This window comes from Microbacterium sp. SS28, assembly GCF_022761035.1.
GTDB lineage: Bacteria > Actinomycetota > Actinomycetes > Actinomycetales > Microbacteriaceae > Microbacterium.
The window spans coordinates 1-17202 of the sequence record NZ_JAKWJP010000001.1 but is presented as its reverse complement, the minus strand read 5'-3'; the positions used below and the strand labels follow the sequence as shown (position 1 = coordinate 17202).

Below are 17202 nucleotides of genomic sequence, written 5' to 3'. Positions count from 1 at the left end.
ATCCTTCACGTCGTGGCGGCTGAAAACTCCCGATCCGGCGACGCCTCGCGGCTAGGCTGACGCCATGGTGAGCCTGACTGAGGACATGAGCCCTTTGCACCCCGACCGCAACCTCGCTCTCGAGCTGGTGCGAGCGACCGAGGCGGCGGCGATCCGCGCGGTGCCGTTCATCGGCCGCGGCCAGAAGGAGCTCGCCGACGGCGCGGCGGTCGACGCGATGCGCGCCTTCCTCACGACGGTCAACTTCGACGGCGTCATCGTCATCGGCGAGGGCGAGAAGGATGACGCGCCCATGCTCTTCAACGGCGAGGCCGTCGGCAACGGGCGTGGACCCCAGTGCGATATCGCCGTGGACCCCATCGACGGCACGACCCTGACGGCCGAGGGCCGCAACAACGCGCTCTCGGTGATCGCGGTGTCGGACCGCGGCACGATGCTCGACGCGTCTTCGGTGTTCTACATGGACAAGCTCGTGACGGGCCCCGCCGGTGTCGGCGTCGTCGACATCGAACTGCCGATCGGCGAGAACATCCGCCGCCTCGCGAAGGCGCTCGGCAAGCCGGTCGACGAGCTCGTCGTCTCGGTGCTCAACCGCCCGCGCCACGCGCAGCTCATCCAGGACATCCGCGACGCCGGGGCGGGGACCCGCCTCATGTCGGACGGCGACGTCGCCGGCGGCATCAACGCGGCGCGCCACAACGCGCGCACCGACATGTGCGTCGGCGTCGGCGGCAGCCCCGAGGGCATCGTGACGGCGTGCGCCATCAAGGCGCTCGGTGGACACATCCAGGGCCGTCTCTGGCCCCGCGACGACGACGAGAAGCAGAAGGGCATCGACGCGGGCCTCAAGCTCGACGGCCACGTGTACGACGCCGACGGGCTCGTGACGGGCAAGAACACCCTCTTCGTCGCGACGGGGGTCACCAACGGCGAGCTCGTCGCCGGGGTGCGCCGCGTGGGCGACTTCGTCTACACCGAGAGCGTCGTCCTGCGCGGCGCCTCCGGCACGCTGCGACGCATCTCGTCGGAGCACCTCACGTCGAAGTGGCTCTGACGCGCTGAGCGGCGTCTGCTCTCGATCCCGGGACGCCGCGGACCGCTGACGCGCTGGCGACCTCCCGGACCTCGCGCGGCCCGTCTGGCACAATGGTCACGGCGTCGATCGCGGCGCCGGTGATGTCGCGAGAGGGATGCCGATGGCCGCGCAGAGCACGGGTCCGCAGACCGGGGCACAGGCCGTGATCAAGAATGCGACCGATCCCGCGCGCCGGCCGGACGTCTTCTTCCGCGTCCGACGCGACGAGGGTCACCAGGTGTCTGCGTGGTGGATGATCGGGGCGTTCGTCCTCGTCTCGGCGGGCGTCATCGCCCTCATGAGCCTCGTCCCCGGCGGCGCCTGAGCGCTCGCGGGTTCGGCCGCGTCACGCGGTCGCGAGGGATCATTCCGTCGCGATGCGCCCGCGCAGCTCGCCCAGATCCGCCGTCGTCGCGCCATCCGCGTCGACGAACTCGAGCATCTCGGGCGCCGTGAGGCGACGCGGTGCCCGTTCGATCGCGGGCGGCGCCGCGAGGGCGTCGAGCTTCGTCTCATCGATGCCGGGGAACCGCCGCGCCGTGACGAGCACGCGGGACTCGAGCGAGCCCGCGAACTTGTTGTAGCTGTCGACGGTGCGCTCGATCGCACGCCGCAGGTCATCGGCGTGGCCCGCGAGCGATCCGAGCCGCTCGTAGAGCTGATTGCCGAGCTCGAACAGGACGCGGGCCTCTTGAGTGACGTCCTGCTGCGTCCATGTGTAGGCGACGGTCTTGAGCACCGCCCACAGGTTGACGGGGGAGGCGAGCGCGACGCGCTTGCCGAACGCGTAGTCCAGCAGCGACGGATCCTCTTCGAGAGCGGCCGCGAGCAGCGACTCGCTCGGCACGAAGCACACGACGAACTCGGGACTCGAGGCGAGGCCCGCCCAGTACGTCTTCTTCGCGAGCGCGTCGATGTGCGCGCGGACGGCCTTCACGTGCTTCTCGAGGAGCGCCTTGCGTCGCGCACCCTCGGCGCCCTGTGCAGTGAAAGGGATGCTGCTCGCCTCGAGATAGGCGTCGAGGGGCACCTTCGCGTCGACGGCGAGCGCCTTGTCGCCGGGGAGCCGGATGACCATGTCGGGGCGGCCGGCACCGGCATCCGTCCGGATCGAGGTCTGCGTCTCGAAATCGACGTACCGCGTGAGGCCCGCCGCCTCGACGACCCGTCGGAGCTGCGTCTCGCCCCACACGCCGCGCGTGCTGCCGGACCGCAGCGCGCTCGCGAGCGACTCGGTCGTCGTGCGCAGCGCCTCGTCGGCCTCGCGCGAGTGGCGCAGCTGCTCGGCGAGCGAGCCGAATTGCTCCTGACGATCGCGCTCGAGAGTGTCGACCTTCAGCTGCATGGCCTGCAGCGACTCGCTCACGGGCGCGAGGGCGCGCAGGACCGCCTGCTCACGGCGTTCGCGCTCTTCGCGGGCTGCCTGATCGTGGCGAGTCTGGGCAGCGAGCTCACGGTAGAGCACCTGCTGATGGTCGAGCTGCGCCTGCACGCCCGCGCGGGCGGCTTCGGACGCGGCGAGCCGGGAGCGCAGGTCGACGCGCTCCTCGGTGGTCCGGGTCGTGCCGCGAGCGAGACCCGCGAACCACCCTGCGAGCACACCGGCGGCGAGGGCGACGATCACCAGGATCGAGACGAGCAGTGCATCCATGTCCCGAGCATCGCGCGAGGTTCCGACATCCGTCGGTCTCCCTCGCGGCGAGCCTCCGAGAGGCCGGCTCAGGCGAAGGCGCCGACGCCCTCGAGATCGAGGAGCGCGGGCTGCTCGATCCCGGGGATCTGCGCGATGCGCGCCCCCGCGGCCTTCGCGAGCGATGCCATGTCGTACGCGCCGACGCGCTGCGCCGCGTCGATGATGATGTGGGCGCACGCGAGGGCGTCCGCGGCGGCGTCGTGATGGGCGAAGTCCATGAATCCCGCGACCGCGGCGACCGACGGCAGTCGGTACGAGTCGAGGTCGTACACGCGCCGTGCGACCTGCAGGCTGCACAGGTAGCGGTACGGCGGGCACACGTCGTCGGTGGCCTCGCAGGCGCGCCGCAGGACGCTCACGTCGAAGCCGGCGTTGTGCGCGACGAGGACGTCGTCCCCGATGAATGCGGTGAGCTCGTCGAGCTGCGCGGTCCAGGTCTTCGCGTCGGCGACGTCCTCTTCGCGGATGCCGTGGATGCGCGTGTTGACGTCGAAGAACCGGTCGTGCCCGGGCGGGGGCTGGATGAGCCATCCCGTCGCCGCGACGACGCGCCCGTCGCGCACGCGGGCGAGCCCGACGGCGCAGGCGGAGGCACTGCTGGAGTTCGCCGTCTCGAAGTCGATCGCGGTGAAGTCCAGTGGCACGCTCCCACCCTGACCCGGGGTCCCGCGCGCAGCGCAGAGGCGCGCCGGGGTCGCGCACGTCCGGCGCCGGCCCGCAGCACCCACGACACCTCCCGCACGCATCGCGCCGGGTGCCGCGCCGAGAGCCCCGCCGTAGGCTCGGAGCATGGCCAGTCGCGAGGAGATGTCCACGTCGTTCGGCTCCGCCGCCGGCGCCTACGAGTCGGGACGGCCCGACTACCCGCTCGAGGCGGTCGAATGGATGCTGCAGCCCGTCCGGCGCGAAGACCATCCGCTTCGGGTCGCCGACGTCGGCGCGGGTACGGGCAAGCTGACCCGCGTCCTGGTCGAGGCCGGCGCGGAGGCCGTCGCGATCGATCCCGACCCCGCGATGCTCGCAGAGCTGCGCACGCAGGTTCACGGCATCCCGACCTTCATCGGAACGGCAGAGCGGATGCCGCTCCCCGACGCGAGCGTCGATGCGGTCGTCCTGGGTCAGGCGTGGCACTGGGTCGACGCGGCAGTCGGCTCGGAGGAGGCCGCGCGCGTGCTGCGAGCCGGTGGCGTGCTCGGCCTCATCTGGAACGTGCGCGACGAGACGGTGGAGTGGGTGCGGCGGCTGACCGAGATCATGCACGGGTCGGCGGCCGAAGCCCTCATCGCCGAGGGCGGCCCTGCGCCGCATCCGCCCTTCGCGGCCTTCGAGCGGCGCAGCTGGGGGTGGACGCGGACGCTCACGAAGGCGGCGTTCCTCGACATGATGGCGTCGCGCAGCTACGTCATCACGGCGGAGGAGCACCGACGCGAGCGGATCCTGCGCGAGGTCGCCGAGCTCTACGACGAGATCGGCGGCGGGGGAGTGCTCGAGCTGCCCTACCGCACGGAGGCGTTCCGCGGCATCCGCCCCTGACGTCCTGTCGCCCTGCGATCCGCGGCTAAGCGCGGACGGCTCCCACGACATGCCAGGGTCCGCTGCGCCGGCGGTAGCGCGGCTCCAAGCCGTGGCGGCGGAGCACGGCGACCATCGCGTCCGAGGAGTGGGCGAACGAGCGATAGGGGTTGCCGGTCAGCGAGTAGACGGCGTTGAGCGCGCGCGCCGAGAGTCTCGTCAGCGGACCGTCGGGCGGGTGGCTGAACACGACCGCGCGTCTGCCTCGACCGGCGGCCGCGCTCAGCAGGCGATCGAAGTCGGGATAGCAGCACACGACGCGGTGCAGGACGACGATGTCAGCCGGCTCGACGGCGTCGGGCGTGCGCGCGAGGTCCACGCCGAGGACTCTCGTGACTCGGGCGCGCAGGCCCGATTCGTCGAGGAGGCGCAGCGCCTCGGGCTCGTACGCGGAGGACAGCTCGACGTTGGTGGAGCGCACGGCACCCTGCCGGAGAGCCTCGAGCTGGATGTCGCCGATGCCGCCGCCGATCTCGAGGAGGGAGGCGCCCTCGAGGCCGACCGTCTCGGCGAACTCGAGGATCAGCCGGGCGCTCGCGGTGAGGCCGTCGCGTCGGTACTGCCGCGCGAGACGGCGGGCGAGCCGGGCATCGAACTCGCGATCGAATCCTTCCGGTTCGTGCGGCGCACAGCACTCGTCCACGGGATCAGTATCGCCTCGGCTGCGGGAGGCGGCAACGGCCGCAGCGATGGACGGGGGACGCGGCATCCGGTCTCTTGTCGCCGAGGCGCCGCGGGTCTAGCGTCAGCACTGCGTACCCGACGCAGGCGATCCCCGTGTCGGTCGCGCCACGACGACGACGCCGTGGCAGGAGCACGGAGCGGTGCTGCGCGATCGCGCGATGCCTCTCCGGCTGAAGATCGGAGCATCACCCATGCGAATCCTCAAGAGGCTCGCGCTGCCGCTCGGCGCGCTGGCCGTCGCGGGACTGTGCCTGGCGGGAACCCCCGCCGTGGCGGCCACGACCGCAGCACCCGCCGCCGTCGCCGGCAGCGCGCAGACCTACCTCGTCCTCTACAAGGGAAACAGCGTCACGCCGGCGTCGCTCGGCGCCGTGACGGCGCTCGGCGGCAAGGTCGTCAACACCTTCCCCGAGATCGGCGTCGCCGTCGTGACGTCCGATCGCACCGACTTCGCCGCGGCGCTCCGCACCCGAGACAAAGGCGTCTCGGGCGCGGCAGCGACGGCACGCCTCGGCGTCCAGCTCCATGACGACGAGGCTGCCGCAGCCGCCGATCCGGCGGTCGCGGCGCTCGGCGCCGACCTCACGGGCCTGCAGTGGGACATGGATCAGATCAAGGCCCCGGACGCGCACGCCATCAACCCCGGCAGCCCGTCGGTCGTCGTAGGCGACATCGACACGGGTCTCGACTGGTCGCACCCGAACCTCGCGCCGAACGTCGACTGGGACCGCAGCGTCTCGTGCGTCGACGGCGTGCCGAACCAGGATCCCGCCGCATGGATGGACGACAACGGCCACGGCACGCACACCGCCGGAACGATCGCCGCAGCCGACACCGGCTCGGGCATCGTCGGCGTCGCGCCCGGCGTCAAGGTCGCCGGCATCAAGGCGGGCAACGCTGACGGGTTCTTCTTCCCCGAGGCCGTCGTCTGCTCGTTCATGTGGGCGGGCGCGCACGGCATCCAGGTGACGAACAACAGCTACTTCGCCGACCCGTGGCTCTACAACTGCAAGAACGATCCCGAGCAGCGGGCCATCTGGGAGGCCGAGCGCCGGGCGATCTCGTGGGCGCAGAAGCAGGGCGTGCTTGTGGTGGCGGCCGAGGGCAACGAGTCCGACGACCTCGCCCACCCCACGCAGGACGTCACGAGCCCGGATGACTCCACCCCGGTGACCCGAGAGATCTCCAACGCATGCGCCGTCGTGCCGGTCGAGGTGCCGGGAGTCATCGGCGTCAGCGCGAACGGCAGCCTCGGATTCAAGTCGTACTACTCCAGCTACGGAGTGGGAGCGGTCGACGTCGTGGCGCCCGGCGGCGACCGCCGATTCCAGATTCCCGCGGCGACGGGGAACGGCCGTGTCCTGTCGACCTGGCCGGCTGCGCTGACCGACGAGACCTGCGCCGTGCCGCTGGCCGGCGAGCCCGGCTACTGCTGGGCGCAGGGCACGTCGATGGCCTCGCCGCACGCGGCGGGCGTCGCGGCGCTCATCGTGAGCACGGGTGTCACGAGCCCGCAGAAGATCGCGGCGATGCTGCAGCAGCAGGCCGACCCGATCGCGTGCCCGACCGACATGTCTGTGTACGCGAACTTCCCGTCGGTGAGCAACGGCGCCCCGCAGGTGTGCCAGGGCGGCATGGGATCGAACGGATTCAACGGACGCGGGCAGGTGAACGCGCTCACCGCCGTCGGCGGATGACGCGGCTCGCGTGACCGGTCGGCCCCGGGGCGCTCGCCTCGGGGCCGACCGGTCTGCCCCGGCAGTGCCGGGCCTCGCGCGCACCGCAGACGCCGGTCGACCGCTCGCGGCACGCGCAGGCGCGGGAGCGGCATCCCGCCCCACGTAGACTGGATGCCCGTGGCTCTCACCATCGGAATCGTCGGGCTGCCGAATGTCGGCAAGTCCACCCTCTTCAACGCCCTGACCAAGAACCAGGTGCTCGCCGCGAACTACCCGTTCGCGACCATCGAGCCCAACATCGGGGTCGTCAACCTCCCCGACCCGCGCCTCGAGAAGCTCGCCGAGGTGTTCCACAGCGAGCGGATCCTGCCCGCCGCCGTGTCGTTCGTCGACATCGCGGGCATCGTCCGCGGTGCGTCGGAGGGCGAGGGGCTCGGCAACAAGTTCCTCGCGAACATCCGCGAGGCCGACGCCATCGCGCAGGTCGTGCGCGGCTTCGCCGACGACGACGTCGTGCACGTCGAGGGCGCGGTCAACCCGCAGAACGACATGGAGACGATCAACGCCGAGCTGCAGCTCGCCGACCTCGAGACGCTCGAGAAGGCGATCGTGCGGTACGAGAAGGAGGTCAAGGGCCGCAAGCTCGACCCCTCCGTGCTCGCGGCGGCCGTCGAAGCCAAGGACGCCCTCGAGCGCGGTGTGCTGCTGTCGGCGTCGGGCATCGATCTCGCTCCCATCAAAGAGCTGGGCCTGCTCACCGCGAAGCCCTTCATCTTCGTCTTCAACGTGGACGAGGCGGTGCTGACGGATGCCGCGCGCAAGGCTGCGCTCGAGGCGCTCGTCGCGCCCGCCCAGGCCGTGTTCCTCGACGCGAAGATCGAGTCCGAGCTCATCGACCTCGACCCCGCCGACGCCGCCGAGCTGCTCGCGTCGACGGGTCAGGAGGAGTCGGGACTCGACCAGCTCGCCCGCATCGGCTTCGACACGCTGGGCCTGCAGACATACCTCACGGCGGGTCCCAAGGAAGCGCGCGCCTGGACGATCGGCAAGGGCTGGAAGGCGCCTCAGGCGGCCGGTGTCATCCACACCGACTTCGAGAAGGGCTTCATCAAGGCCGAGGTCATCTCGTTCGACGACCTGATCGAGACCGGATCGGTCGTCGAGGCGCGCTCGAAGGGCAAGGCGCGCCTCGAAGGCAAGGACTATGTCATGCAGGACGGCGACGTCGTGGAGTTCCGCTTCAACGTCTGACCCGCTCGGCGATGCGAGGATTGACGGATGACCGCAACCCTCGTCGCCCAGGATCTCGCAGGCGGCTACGGCCATCGCACGCTCTTCGACTCGCTCGACGTGACAGTCGCGCCGGGCGACGTCATCGGCGTCGTCGGGGCGAACGGCGCGGGCAAATCGACGCTCCTGCGGCTGCTCGCGGGGATCGACGAACCTCAGGCCGGCTCCGTCTCGCTCGCTCCGGCTGACGCCTTCGTCGGCTGGCTCCCGCAGGAGCAGGAGCGTCTCGCCGGCGAGACGGTCGCCGAGTACATCGCGCGTCGCACGGGCTGCGCACAGGCGACGAGAGACATGGATGCCGCGGCGGCGGCCCTCGGCGACCCGACCCCCTCCGCCGACGCTGAAGACCCGGCCGACGTCTACTCGGCGGCGCTCGACCACTGGCTCGCGAGCGGCGCGGCCGATCTCGACGATCGGCTCCCCGTCGTGCTGGCCGAGCTCGGCCTCGACCTCGGCGGAGCGCCCGAGCAGGCGCTCATGACCTCGCTCTCCGGCGGGCAGGCCGCCCGCGTCGGCCTCGCCGCGCTCCTCCTCTCGCGCTTCGACATCGTGCTGCTGGACGAGCCGACCAACGACCTCGACCTTGACGGACTCGAGCGGCTCGAGGCGTTCGTGCGCGGCATCCGTGGGGGTGTCGTCCTGGTCAGTCATGACCGCGAGTTCCTCGCGCGCTGTGTCACCCGGGTCCTCGAACTGGATCTGGCGCAGGGCTCGAACCGCGTGTTCGGCGGCGGATACGACTCGTATCTCGAGGAGCGCGCGACGCTGCGCCGGCACGCGCGCGAGAAGTACGACGAGTTCGCCGAGAAGAAGGCCGACCTCGTCGCACGGGCGCGGACGCAGCGCGAATGGTCGAGCCAGGGCGTGCGGAACGCGATGAAGAAGTCGCCCGACAACGACAAGATCCGCCGCAAGGCGTCGACCGAGTCGAGCGAGAAGCAGGCGCAGAAGGTGCGCCAGATGGAGAGCCGGATCGCCCGCCTCGAAGAGGTCGACGAGCCCCGCAAGGAGTGGCAGCTCGAGTTCACGATCGGTGCGGCGCCGCGGTCGAGCACTGTCGTCTCGACGCTGAGCTCGGCGGTCTTCCGGCAGGGCTCGTTCGCCCTGGGCCCCGTGTCGCTGCAGGTCAACGCGGGGGAGCGGATCGGCATCACGGGTCCGAACGGCGCCGGCAAGTCGACTCTGCTGCGCGCGCTGCTCGGCCGGCAGGAGCCCGACGACGGCACGGCGAGCCTCGGCGCGAACGTGCAGGTCGGCGAGATCGACCAGAAGCGCTCGATGCTTACCGGCTCGGAGCCGCTCGCCGCCGCGTTCGAGGCCCTCGTGCCCGAGATGACGACCGGCGACGTGCGCACGCTGCTCGCCAAGTTCGGGCTCAAGGCCGATCACGTCGGTCGCCCCGTCGACGAGCTCTCGCCGGGTGAGCGCACGCGTGCCGAGCTCGCGCTGCTGCAGGCGCGCGGCGTCAACGTGCTCGTACTGGACGAGCCGACGAACCATCTCGACCTGCCCGCGATCGAGCAGCTCGAGCAGGCGCTCGAGTCCTACGACGGCACGCTGCTGCTCGTGACGCACGACCGGCGCATGCTCGAGACCGTCGAAACCGACCGGCAGTGGCGGGTCGAGGCGGGACGCGTCACCGAGCAGTAGGCGACGGATGCCGCGGCCGGGCGCGCAGCGGGCGTCCCATCAGGCGACGAGCCGCGCGCGATCGCGCCGCTAGCGTCCCTGACGCTTCTTGTACGGCTTGGGCTGCCCCTTCACGATGGGCGCCCGTCCTTTCCCCTTCGAGGCCTTCGCCTTGCCGCCCGCCTTGACGACGGGCTTGGCTGCGGGGGCGGGTGCGGCGGCGATCTGCAGCTTCGCCTCCTCGAGGAGCAGCTTTCCCGCAGGGGTGAGCCGCCACCCCGCGCCATCGCGCGTGAACAGCGGGTGGCCGACCTCCTCCTCGAGCTTCTCGATCGAGGTGTAGAGGGATGCGAGGGGGATGCCGAGAGCATCTGCCGCACGCGGGAAGTGCTCGTCGTGGTCGACCACGGCGACGAACCGCTGCAGATGGGTGATGTTCACGGTGGCCCTTCCTCGACCGCACGAACCGCGGACGGTTCTCAGGATAGGTGCTCGCATCGTGGGCGAGCCGACAGACGCCGAGGCGCCGCGTCGCCCGCCCGGTCTGCGTGAGGCTCAGTCCCGCGTCCGCCGCCGCGCCCGCACTCCGGCGCGCCCGACTCGCCGACGTCCGCGCGGCGCGACGGAGACGGGGCCCGTCAGCACCCCGCCGGGGAGCATGATCGGCTGCGTCACGATCGCGTCCACGACCATCGAGCCGTCCGTCGGGCCCATGACGGGGATCGGGGTCGTCGGGGTCATGACCATCGGCGTGATGGGGGTCTTCGCCAGCTGGCGGTGGGCGTGCAGGTAGGCGGGCACGAGCACGACGACGGCGCCGAGCCATGCGAGCGGATTGCTCGCGGCGACGCCGATGAAGCCGAAGATGCTGCCGAGCACGATCGCGGCGCCGACGCGCATGACCAGCTCGATCACGCCCGTCACGGTGGGGATGAGCGTGTGTCCGAGACCCTGCAGCGCCCCGCGGAGGACGAAGAGGATCCCGAGGATCCAGTAGCTCGCGCCGTTGATCACGAGCATCTGGGCCGCGAGGTCGACGACCTCGCCCGAGCCGTCCCCGATGAAGAGCCGCACGAGCGACGCACCGAAGGCGATGAGCAGGATGCCCAGCACGACGGCCGAGCCGACGGCGATCCACGTCGCCTGGCTCACTCCGCGCATGATGCGGTCGGGGCGTCCGCCGCCGTGGTTCTGCGCGACGTACATCGAGACGGCGAGGCCGAGCGACTGCAGGAGGGCGACCGCGAGGCCGTCGACGCGGGATGCCGCGGTGTAGGCCGCGACCGCCTCGGCGCCGAGCTCGTTGAGGGCCACCTGCACGACGAGCGTGCCGATCGCGATGATGGAGGCCTGGAAGCCCATCGGCAGGCCGAGGCGCAGGTGGGCGGAGAGCTCGCCGCGGCCGACGCGCCAGTCGTCGCGCTGCACGTGGAGGACCGGCATCCGTCGCCTGACGAACTCGAGGCACAGCAGCACCGACAGGGCCTGCGAGACGACCGTCGCGAGTGCCGCACCGCCGACGCCCCAGCCGAGCGGGCCGACCATCACGATCACGAGCGCGACATTGAGCACGCACGCGAGAGCGAGGAACACGAGCGGCGTGCGTGAATCGCCGATCGCGCGGATGATCGCCGAGAGGTAGTTGAAGAACATCAGGGCACCCGCGCCCAGGAAGCTCACCTGCGCGAAGACGACGGCGTCGTCCATGAGCTCGGGAGGTGTCTGCAGCAGCTCGAGCAGGGGCTTGCTCAGCAGCGGCGCGCACACCGTCAGCAGCACGGTGCACGCGGCCGTGAGCAGCGTGCCCGCCGCGACCGACCGGCGGACGGCGCGGAAGTCCCCTGCGCCGAAGGCCTGCGCCGTCGGGATCGCGAAGCCCGAGGTCAGACCCCACGCGAACCCCAGCAGCAGGAAGAGCATGCTGCCCGTCGCGCCGACGGCGGCGAGCGCGTCGACGCCGAGCCGGCGTCCGACGACCACCGCGTCGACGAAGTGGTACAGCTGCTGGACGACGTTGCCGATGAGCAGGGGCACGGAGAACAGGACGATGACACGCCAGGGGCGGCCCGTCGTGAGGGGGGTGGTCATGGGGGAGCTCTCGAAGGGAGAAGTCGGTCGAGGGGAGGGCGCGGGGATCCCGGCGGTCCAGTGTATCGAATCGATTCGGCCGACTCGAGGGCGAATTCCCAGGCGCGGCGGGTCGCCGCGACACCGGACGGGGGAGATCTGAGACCGGATGCCGCGGCGACCCGCGTCTCAATTGCGCGTGTAGTCGAGCATCCAGCTGTAGATGTCGTCGCCCGCGCTGCCGCTGTAGGCCTGGTCCCAGCCGTCGTGCATGAGGCCGGGGTAGATCGAGAGCTTCGCCCGGTCGGACGAGACCCCGGGGCATCCGCTCAGCGCCGTGATCGGGTCGATGCTGCCCGCCGGGTTCACGACGTCGTCGAGTTCGCCGTGGATCGCCCAGATGGGCACGGCGCTCAGCGCGCAGCCGCTCGTCGCCCACGCGGGGCGGCCTTCGCCGGCGATCGGGACCGCCGCCGCGACGCGTTCGTCGCCGTGCTGCGAGAGGTACTCCCACACGCCGAACGCGCCGCACGACAGCCCTGTGACGTACACGCGGTCGGGATCGACGTCATAGGCGGTGACGGCGTAGTCGAGGAAGGCGTCGAGTTCGCCGGGCGTCGTGCACGGGGACTCCGGCGGGCTCCCGGCGTCGTGCTGGATCTGCATCACGCAGGAGCCGGGCCACGGCACATCGCTGCAGTCGCCGGGCAGTCCGGGCGGCTGCTCGATGTGCTGCGTCGAGAGCACGACGAACGGGCGGTCGAGCGGCCAGCCTCCGACATCGATGAAGCGCGGGATTCCGGTGAAGAGGAGGAGGTCGAGCCCCGCCGCCGAGCCGTCCCCGTTCTCGCCGTAGCCATTCGTCACGACGAGGAGCGGGCTGCCCGAGGCAGCCTCGCCGTAAGACGGCGGAAGGTACTCGTAGTAGCCCATGCCGGCGCCCGTCGTGCCGAGAGGCCGTGCGGTCTGGTGCTCGGCCGAGGTGTTCCCGGTGATCGGCGCGACGATCTTGCACAGGTCGGTCTCGAAGCCGGGGTGCGGTCCGTTCAGGGTCGCGCCGAGGAACTCGAACGCGCCGGTCTGGATGTCGGTGATGAAGTGGAATCGCAGATTGCCGCGGTCGCGGGCCAGGACGACGCCGTCGGCGGTGACGACCTGAGGCTGCCCGGACTGCTGGAAGATGACCTCATAGGCAGATCCGCCGAGCGAGACGCTCTTCAGATCCTTGCTGCTCGCCTTCGCCGACACGGTGAACGAGCGGCCCGCCGCATTCGTCCACGTCTCGGCGAACTGGAAGTTCTCGTGCACGAGCGTCCGGTCGCCGCCGTGCGGATCCTGCCGCTCGCGGAACCTGCTCGTGAACTGACCGTGGACCTGCATCGGATATCCGCAGAACCAGGACTCGTAGGCGTACTCCTCGGTCGTTGTCTGAGGCCCGGCAGCGACGGCCGGCGAGCTCGCGAGGCCCGCGAGAGCGAGCACCGCCAGGACTGTCGTGCCGGCCGCAAGCAGTCGCGTGCGAGAAGAGGTAGGCCGAATCGAAGCGCGCATTATGGATCCATCACCTTCTGCGATGTGAGCCGTTCGGCCGATGTCCGAGCATCAGCGACACTGACTGCGCGGCCTTCCCAAGTTTCAGCGCTGCTCGCACGAGCAACCCCAGGCGCAGTTTCCTCCTGCGCGCGGCGCGCGTCAACGGCGTGCCTTGACGGGCATGGACCCCGCTCACGGGTGCGCGAGACCCGCCAGCTCGGCGAGCCGCGCACGGCCGGCGCCGATGTGCTCCTTGAGCCGCGCCGTCGCGCCGAGGACGGCAGGATCCTCGGCGCGCTCGGGCGGGATGCGGACGGGGTTGAGGGTCGTCGTGTTCGACCACGCACGCAGGTCGGACTCTCCCGACATCGCGAGCGACGCGTCGCCGCCGATCGTCTGCATCGCGGCCCAGTCCGTGGGCGTGTTCGAGTACGGCGACGGCCGGCAGACGCGGTTCTTCTCGACGTCGGCATCGCGCGTGCCCTCGACCCAGCCCGTGAGCGCCGCCCCGAAGCAGGGGAAGCCCACACGCACGGGCTGCGGCGTTATCGCTTCGGGCGCCCAGATGGGTCGCAGGCCCGGGTACTTGAGCCCCTCGGCGGCGCAGTGCACGACGAGCGTGTCGCTGGGGACCCGCACTGTGGAATCGTCGGCGAAGACGAGGCTCCGCGGAGCGACGCGACGCAGATGCCCGCGACGGATGACGTCATCGATCGTGCGGACGAGGTCGAGCTCCCACTGCGCGAGAGTCGGGGTCTTCGCCATCGTCGGGGTGACCGTCCGGTCGATGCGGAGCATGATGCCGGCATCCTCCATCCGGAAGAACACGTCGTCCGCGCTCGTCGCGCCCGCCGCCGCCCTCATCGTGTCGGCCGCCATCCCGAGGAAGATCGCCGGATCGGGCTGCACGACGGCACGGTTGAGCAGCCACGGATCGCGCGGACGCACCCACGTGATCGCCTCCGGCTCGACGCCGTTCCCGAGCAGCCACAGGCACGTGTCGGTCGCCGTCTTGCCCGCGCCGACGATGACGTAGTGCGCGGGCGCGTGCGCGAGCCGCACGAGATCGTTGACGGCCACGACGTGCGCTCCGTCATCGACCGCGAAGGGCGGAGCAGTGCGGGACGGGATGTCGGGCGACAGGTAGCGCGCATCGACGAGGCGTGCACGCGGGGCGTGGAAGCGACGGCCGCTCAGCGAAGAGGTGAACCGGCGGTCGCCCTCGTACTCGCTCAGCCCGTGGAAGGCGACCCGGCCCGTCGCGATGAGGCGAGCGAGCACGCGGGCGTAGTACTCGCACACCTCGGCGGCACTCGCGCGCTCGTGCAGTCCGCGCTCGGGTCCCTCGGTCTGCGTGCGTCCGCCGCCGAGCAGCGTCGAGGCGACGCCGTAGAAAGCCGAGGCCTGGTGCAGGCGCACGAAGCCGTAAGCGTCGAGCCAGTGGCCGCCCGCGCCGTGGCGGCGGTCGACGATCGCTACCGAGACATCCGGAGCCGCCGTGATCAGGGCGTCGACGAAGGCCATCCCCATCGCACCTGCGCCGACGACCAGGTAGTCGACGTCGACGATCGCCTCCATGCGCTCATCAGAGCAGGGGCGGACGGATAGGTCAACGGGGCCCCGTCAGAGCGTGCGGGTCTGCCGGGCCTCGGCGATGCGGCGCACCGCCTCGGCGATGGTCTCGGGCGCGCACGCGAGGTTCATCCGCACGAAGCCGGCGCCCTCGCGGCCGAAGCCCGTGCCGTCGAAGAGGGCCACGCGCGCGCGCTCGAGGATCCAGGCGGCGGGGTCGGCGCCGAGCTCGAGCGCTGACACGTCGAGCCACGCGAGGTACGTCGCCTGCGGCCTGCGCAGGCGCACTCCCGGCAGATGCGCTGCGAGCTCGCGCTCGAGCGTCCGGAAGTTTTCCTCGATCGTCGCGACCGTCGAGTCGAGCCATTCGCCGCCGTGAGCGAAGCCCTCCCGCGTGGCGATGAGTCCGAAGATGCCCGTGCGGTAGGTCACCTCGTCGGGGAACGAGCGCAGGATCGCCGTCATGCGGTCGGAGCCCGTGACGAAGAGCGCGGTCTTGAGACCCGCGAGGTTGAAAGCCTTGCTTCCGGATGCCGCGACGATGGCGTGGTCGCGGGCTTCGTCCGTCACCGTGAGATAGGGGGTGAACGTGTGCCCGGAGTGCACCAGGGGAGCGTGGATCTCATCGCTCACGAGAGTCGCCCCGTGGGCGGCGACGATCCGCGACAGCGCTTCGAGCGTCGCGGGGCTGTGCACCGTGCCGGTCGGGTTGTGCGGATTGCACAGGAGGACGGCGCGGGCGCCCGCCTCGAGAGCCTTGTCGATGCCGTCGAGGTCGAGCGTGTACGCGTCGCCGTCATCGAGCAGCGGCACCTCGACGACGACGCCGCCGGCCTCGGGGATGACGGCGTAGAAGGGCGGGTACACGGGGGGAGTGATGACGACGCCGTCGCCCGGCGCGATGAGCCGCCGGAGCGACTCGACGATGACGACGCTCACGTCCGTCGTGTAGCCGATGCGCTCAGGTTCGGGCGCCCACCCCCACCGGCGCGCCGCGAACGCCGCGAACGCTTCCGCGGCCCTCGTGTCCGTCCCGCCGATGTAGCCCGTGTCGCCGAGCTCGATCGCCTCGGCGAGGGCCGTGCGGATCGCCGGCGCGAGCGGGAAGTCCATCTCGGCGACGAACATCGGCAGCACGTCGTCGGGATACGCCGTCCACTTCTCGCTCGTGCGTCGGCGGAGCGTGGCGATCGGATCGGCGTGGGTCATGTCTCGATCATGGAGCACCGACGGCGGCCACGGACCCCGTTGCGGTGTCGTCGCCGCTGACTATCGTGGCGGCATGCACAACGTCACCTCTGCAGACGGAACCTCCATCGCCTACGACATCGTGGGAGAGGGACCGACGGTCGTCGTCGTCAACGGCGCGCTGTCGACCGCCGCGGATGCCGCACCGCTCGCCACAGCACTCGCCGAGGCGGGCTTCCGCGGTGTCACGTGGGACAGACGCGCACGCGGGTCGAGCGGCGACGCCCGGGCCTCCGCACCCGAGCGCGAGGCGGAGGATCTCGCGGCCGTCATCGACGCCGTGGGCGGCGACGCGGCAGTACTCGGGCACTCTTCGGGCGCGATCCTGGCGCTCTTCGCCGCCTCGCTCGGAGTACCCGTGCGTGCGCTCTTCCTCTCCGAGCCGCCCTTCCGCTTCGGCGTCGACGAGCCTGCGGCCGACCTCGCGCAGCGGCTCCAGGGCTTCGTCGACGACGGGCACCCCGACGAGGCGATCCTCACGTTCCAGCGCGAGAGCATCGGCCTGCCCGACGCCATGATCGAGGCGTTCCGCACGAGCGGTCTCTTCGAGAGCGTCGTGCCGCTCGCGCAGTCGACCGTCTACGACACGAACCTCGTGAGTGAGGTGTCGACGCCGACGCCCGAGATGCTCGCCGTGTCGCAGCCGATCATTGTGCTGCGCGGCGAGCAGACCTTCCCGATCCTGATCGAGGCCGCCGACCGTCTCGCCCGCGAGATCCCGCTCGCTGAGCTCGTCATCGTCCCCGAATCGGTCATGCATCGCCCCGACCCGGCCGCGACGACACGTGTCGTCGCGGCGCGCCTGCGCTGACGCGAACGCCTCCACGCACCCGTGTACGTTGACGGGGACGGATGCCGCGCCCCGCGCAGCCCCGCAGCGTGGCCCTCGCCCGGCGCTCACGCCGGCGCAGGTCGCGAGTGCTCGCTGCCCGACCCGTGCGAGAAGAAGGAGTCGACGATGACCCTGCGCAGTTCCCAGTGGTACTCGGGCGATGCCCGCAACGCGTACATCCACCGTGCGTGGATGCGGCGTGGTGTGCCGGGGAGTGCGTTCGAGGGGCGTCCGCAGATCGCGATCGCGAACACGGCGTCGGACTTGACGCCGTGCAACAGTCACCTCGACGAGGTGGCGCAGGCGGTGAAGAACGGCATCTACGAGG

At 71.0% G+C, this 17202-nt stretch carries 16 protein-coding genes; 8 read left to right on the top strand and 8 right to left on the bottom strand.

The window, feature by feature from the left end; all coding sequences use genetic code 11:
• Positions 1 to 64: 64 nt before the first annotated feature.
• Both glpX and MJ607_RS00075 read left to right on the top strand, forming a co-directional pair.
• Positions 65 to 1054 carry a class II fructose-bisphosphatase gene (glpX, locus tag MJ607_RS00080; protein WP_243073521.1) on the top strand — a complete coding sequence of 330 codons (990 nt, stop codon included), beginning with the start codon at positions 65 to 67 and terminating at the stop codon, positions 1052 to 1054.
• A 142-nt stretch (positions 1055 to 1196) separates the two neighbouring features.
• Positions 1197 to 1400, top strand: coding sequence for a UDP-N-acetylmuramyl pentapeptide phosphotransferase (locus MJ607_RS00075; RefSeq protein ID WP_243073520.1), 204 nt, complete (start codon positions 1197 to 1199; stop codon positions 1398 to 1400).
• A 39-nt stretch (positions 1401 to 1439) separates the two neighbouring features.
• Here MJ607_RS00075 and MJ607_RS00070 read toward each other — a convergent pair whose 3' ends face one another.
• Complete coding sequence (locus MJ607_RS00070; RefSeq protein ID WP_243073519.1) at positions 1440 to 2726, bottom strand: DNA recombination protein RmuC; 1287 nt, start codon at positions 2724 to 2726, stop codon at positions 1440 to 1442.
• A 68-nt stretch (positions 2727 to 2794) separates the two neighbouring features.
• A complete protein-coding gene (locus tag MJ607_RS00065; protein WP_243073518.1) occupies positions 2795 to 3412 on the bottom strand; it encodes an exonuclease domain-containing protein in 618 nt (205 codons plus the stop codon).
• A 145-nt stretch (positions 3413 to 3557) separates the two neighbouring features.
• On the opposite strand from MJ607_RS00065, the gene MJ607_RS00060 reads away from it, so the two are divergent.
• Positions 3558 to 4301 carry a class I SAM-dependent methyltransferase gene (locus tag MJ607_RS00060; RefSeq protein WP_243073517.1) on the top strand — a complete coding sequence of 248 codons (744 nt, stop codon included), beginning with the start codon at positions 3558 to 3560 and terminating at the stop codon, positions 4299 to 4301.
• Between the two features lie 25 nt (positions 4302 to 4326).
• On the opposite strand, the gene MJ607_RS00055 is transcribed toward MJ607_RS00060, so the two are convergent.
• On the bottom strand, positions 4327 to 4983 hold the full coding sequence (locus MJ607_RS00055) for an SAM-dependent methyltransferase (RefSeq protein ID WP_243073516.1): 657 nt from the start codon (positions 4981 to 4983) through the stop codon (positions 4327 to 4329).
• Positions 4984 to 5215: 232 nt separating this feature from the next.
• Here MJ607_RS00055 and MJ607_RS00050 point away from each other — a divergent pair, with 232 nt between their 5' ends.
• The 3 genes from MJ607_RS00050 (at position 5216) to MJ607_RS00040 (ending at position 9643) form a co-directional block, all read left to right on the top strand.
• Positions 5216 to 6721 carry a S8 family serine peptidase gene (locus MJ607_RS00050; RefSeq protein WP_243073515.1) on the top strand — a complete coding sequence of 502 codons (1506 nt, stop codon included), beginning with the start codon at positions 5216 to 5218 and terminating at the stop codon, positions 6719 to 6721.
• Between the two features lie 159 nt (positions 6722 to 6880).
• On the top strand, positions 6881 to 7954 hold the full coding sequence (gene ychF / locus MJ607_RS00045; protein ID WP_243073514.1) for a redox-regulated ATPase YchF: 1074 nt from the start codon (positions 6881 to 6883) through the stop codon (positions 7952 to 7954).
• A gap of 27 nt (positions 7955 to 7981) precedes the next feature.
• Entirely contained in the window at positions 7982 to 9643 is a 1662-nt protein-coding gene (locus MJ607_RS00040) for an ABC-F family ATP-binding cassette domain-containing protein (protein ID WP_243073513.1), read from the top strand.
• Between the two features lie 69 nt (positions 9644 to 9712).
• Here the strand turns inward: MJ607_RS00040 and MJ607_RS00035 are convergent, their stop codons facing one another.
• From MJ607_RS00035 to MJ607_RS00015, 5 genes are all read right to left on the bottom strand, one after another.
• Positions 9713 to 10063 (bottom strand): LysR family transcriptional regulator, encoded by a 351-nt coding sequence (locus tag MJ607_RS00035; protein ID WP_243073512.1) that lies wholly within the window; start codon positions 10061 to 10063, stop codon positions 9713 to 9715.
• A 114-nt stretch (positions 10064 to 10177) separates the two neighbouring features.
• A complete protein-coding gene (locus MJ607_RS00030; RefSeq protein WP_243073511.1) occupies positions 10178 to 11710 on the bottom strand; it encodes an MATE family efflux transporter in 1533 nt (510 codons plus the stop codon).
• Positions 11711 to 11878: 168 nt separating this feature from the next.
• Positions 11879 to 13240, bottom strand: a complete 1362-nt coding sequence (locus tag MJ607_RS00025) for a hypothetical protein (RefSeq protein ID WP_243073510.1) — start codon at positions 13238 to 13240, stop codon at positions 11879 to 11881.
• A gap of 174 nt (positions 13241 to 13414) precedes the next feature.
• Positions 13415 to 14800 (bottom strand): pyridine nucleotide-disulfide oxidoreductase, encoded by a 1386-nt coding sequence (locus tag MJ607_RS00020; protein WP_243073509.1) that lies wholly within the window; start codon positions 14798 to 14800, stop codon positions 13415 to 13417.
• Between the two features lie 45 nt (positions 14801 to 14845).
• On the bottom strand, positions 14846 to 16003 hold the full coding sequence (locus tag MJ607_RS00015; protein ID WP_243073508.1) for a MalY/PatB family protein: 1158 nt from the start codon (positions 16001 to 16003) through the stop codon (positions 14846 to 14848).
• Between the two features lie 73 nt (positions 16004 to 16076).
• Between MJ607_RS00015 and MJ607_RS00010 the strand changes: the two genes are divergently transcribed.
• Both MJ607_RS00010 and MJ607_RS00005 read left to right on the top strand, forming a co-directional pair.
• Positions 16077 to 16853 (top strand): alpha/beta fold hydrolase, encoded by a 777-nt coding sequence (locus tag MJ607_RS00010; protein WP_243073507.1) that lies wholly within the window; start codon positions 16077 to 16079, stop codon positions 16851 to 16853.
• A gap of 147 nt (positions 16854 to 17000) precedes the next feature.
• Positions 17001 to 17202, top strand: a 202-nt coding sequence (locus tag MJ607_RS00005) for a dihydroxy-acid dehydratase (protein WP_243073506.1), incomplete at its 3' end; no start/stop codon positions are given.

Bases quoted from the DNA above. Each gene is read 5' to 3' on its own strand.
- glpX (WP_243073521.1), top strand. From the start codon at position 65: ATGGTGAGCCTGACTGAGGACATGAGCCCTTTGCACCCCGACCGCAAC.
- MJ607_RS00075 (WP_243073520.1), top strand. From the start codon at position 1,197: ATGGCCGCGCAGAGCACGGGTCCGCAGACCGGGGCACAGGCCGTGATC.
- MJ607_RS00070 (WP_243073519.1), bottom strand. From the start codon at position 2,726: ATGGATGCACTGCTCGTCTCGATCCTGGTGATCGTCGCCCTCGCCGCC.
- MJ607_RS00060 (WP_243073517.1), top strand. From the start codon at position 3,558: ATGGCCAGTCGCGAGGAGATGTCCACGTCGTTCGGCTCCGCCGCCGGC.
- MJ607_RS00050 (WP_243073515.1), top strand. From the start codon at position 5,216: ATGCGAATCCTCAAGAGGCTCGCGCTGCCGCTCGGCGCGCTGGCCGTC.
- MJ607_RS00040 (WP_243073513.1), top strand. From the start codon at position 7,982: ATGACCGCAACCCTCGTCGCCCAGGATCTCGCAGGCGGCTACGGCCAT.
- MJ607_RS00030 (WP_243073511.1), bottom strand. From the start codon at position 11,710: ATGACCACCCCCCTCACGACGGGCCGCCCCTGGCGTGTCATCGTCCTG.
- MJ607_RS00025 (WP_243073510.1), bottom strand. From the start codon at position 13,240: ATGCGCGCTTCGATTCGGCCTACCTCTTCTCGCACGCGACTGCTTGCG.
- MJ607_RS00020 (WP_243073509.1), bottom strand. From the start codon at position 14,800: ATGGAGGCGATCGTCGACGTCGACTACCTGGTCGTCGGCGCAGGTGCG.
- MJ607_RS00015 (WP_243073508.1), bottom strand. From the start codon at position 16,003: ATGACCCACGCCGATCCGATCGCCACGCTCCGCCGACGCACGAGCGAG.
- MJ607_RS00010 (WP_243073507.1), top strand. From the start codon at position 16,077: ATGCACAACGTCACCTCTGCAGACGGAACCTCCATCGCCTACGACATC.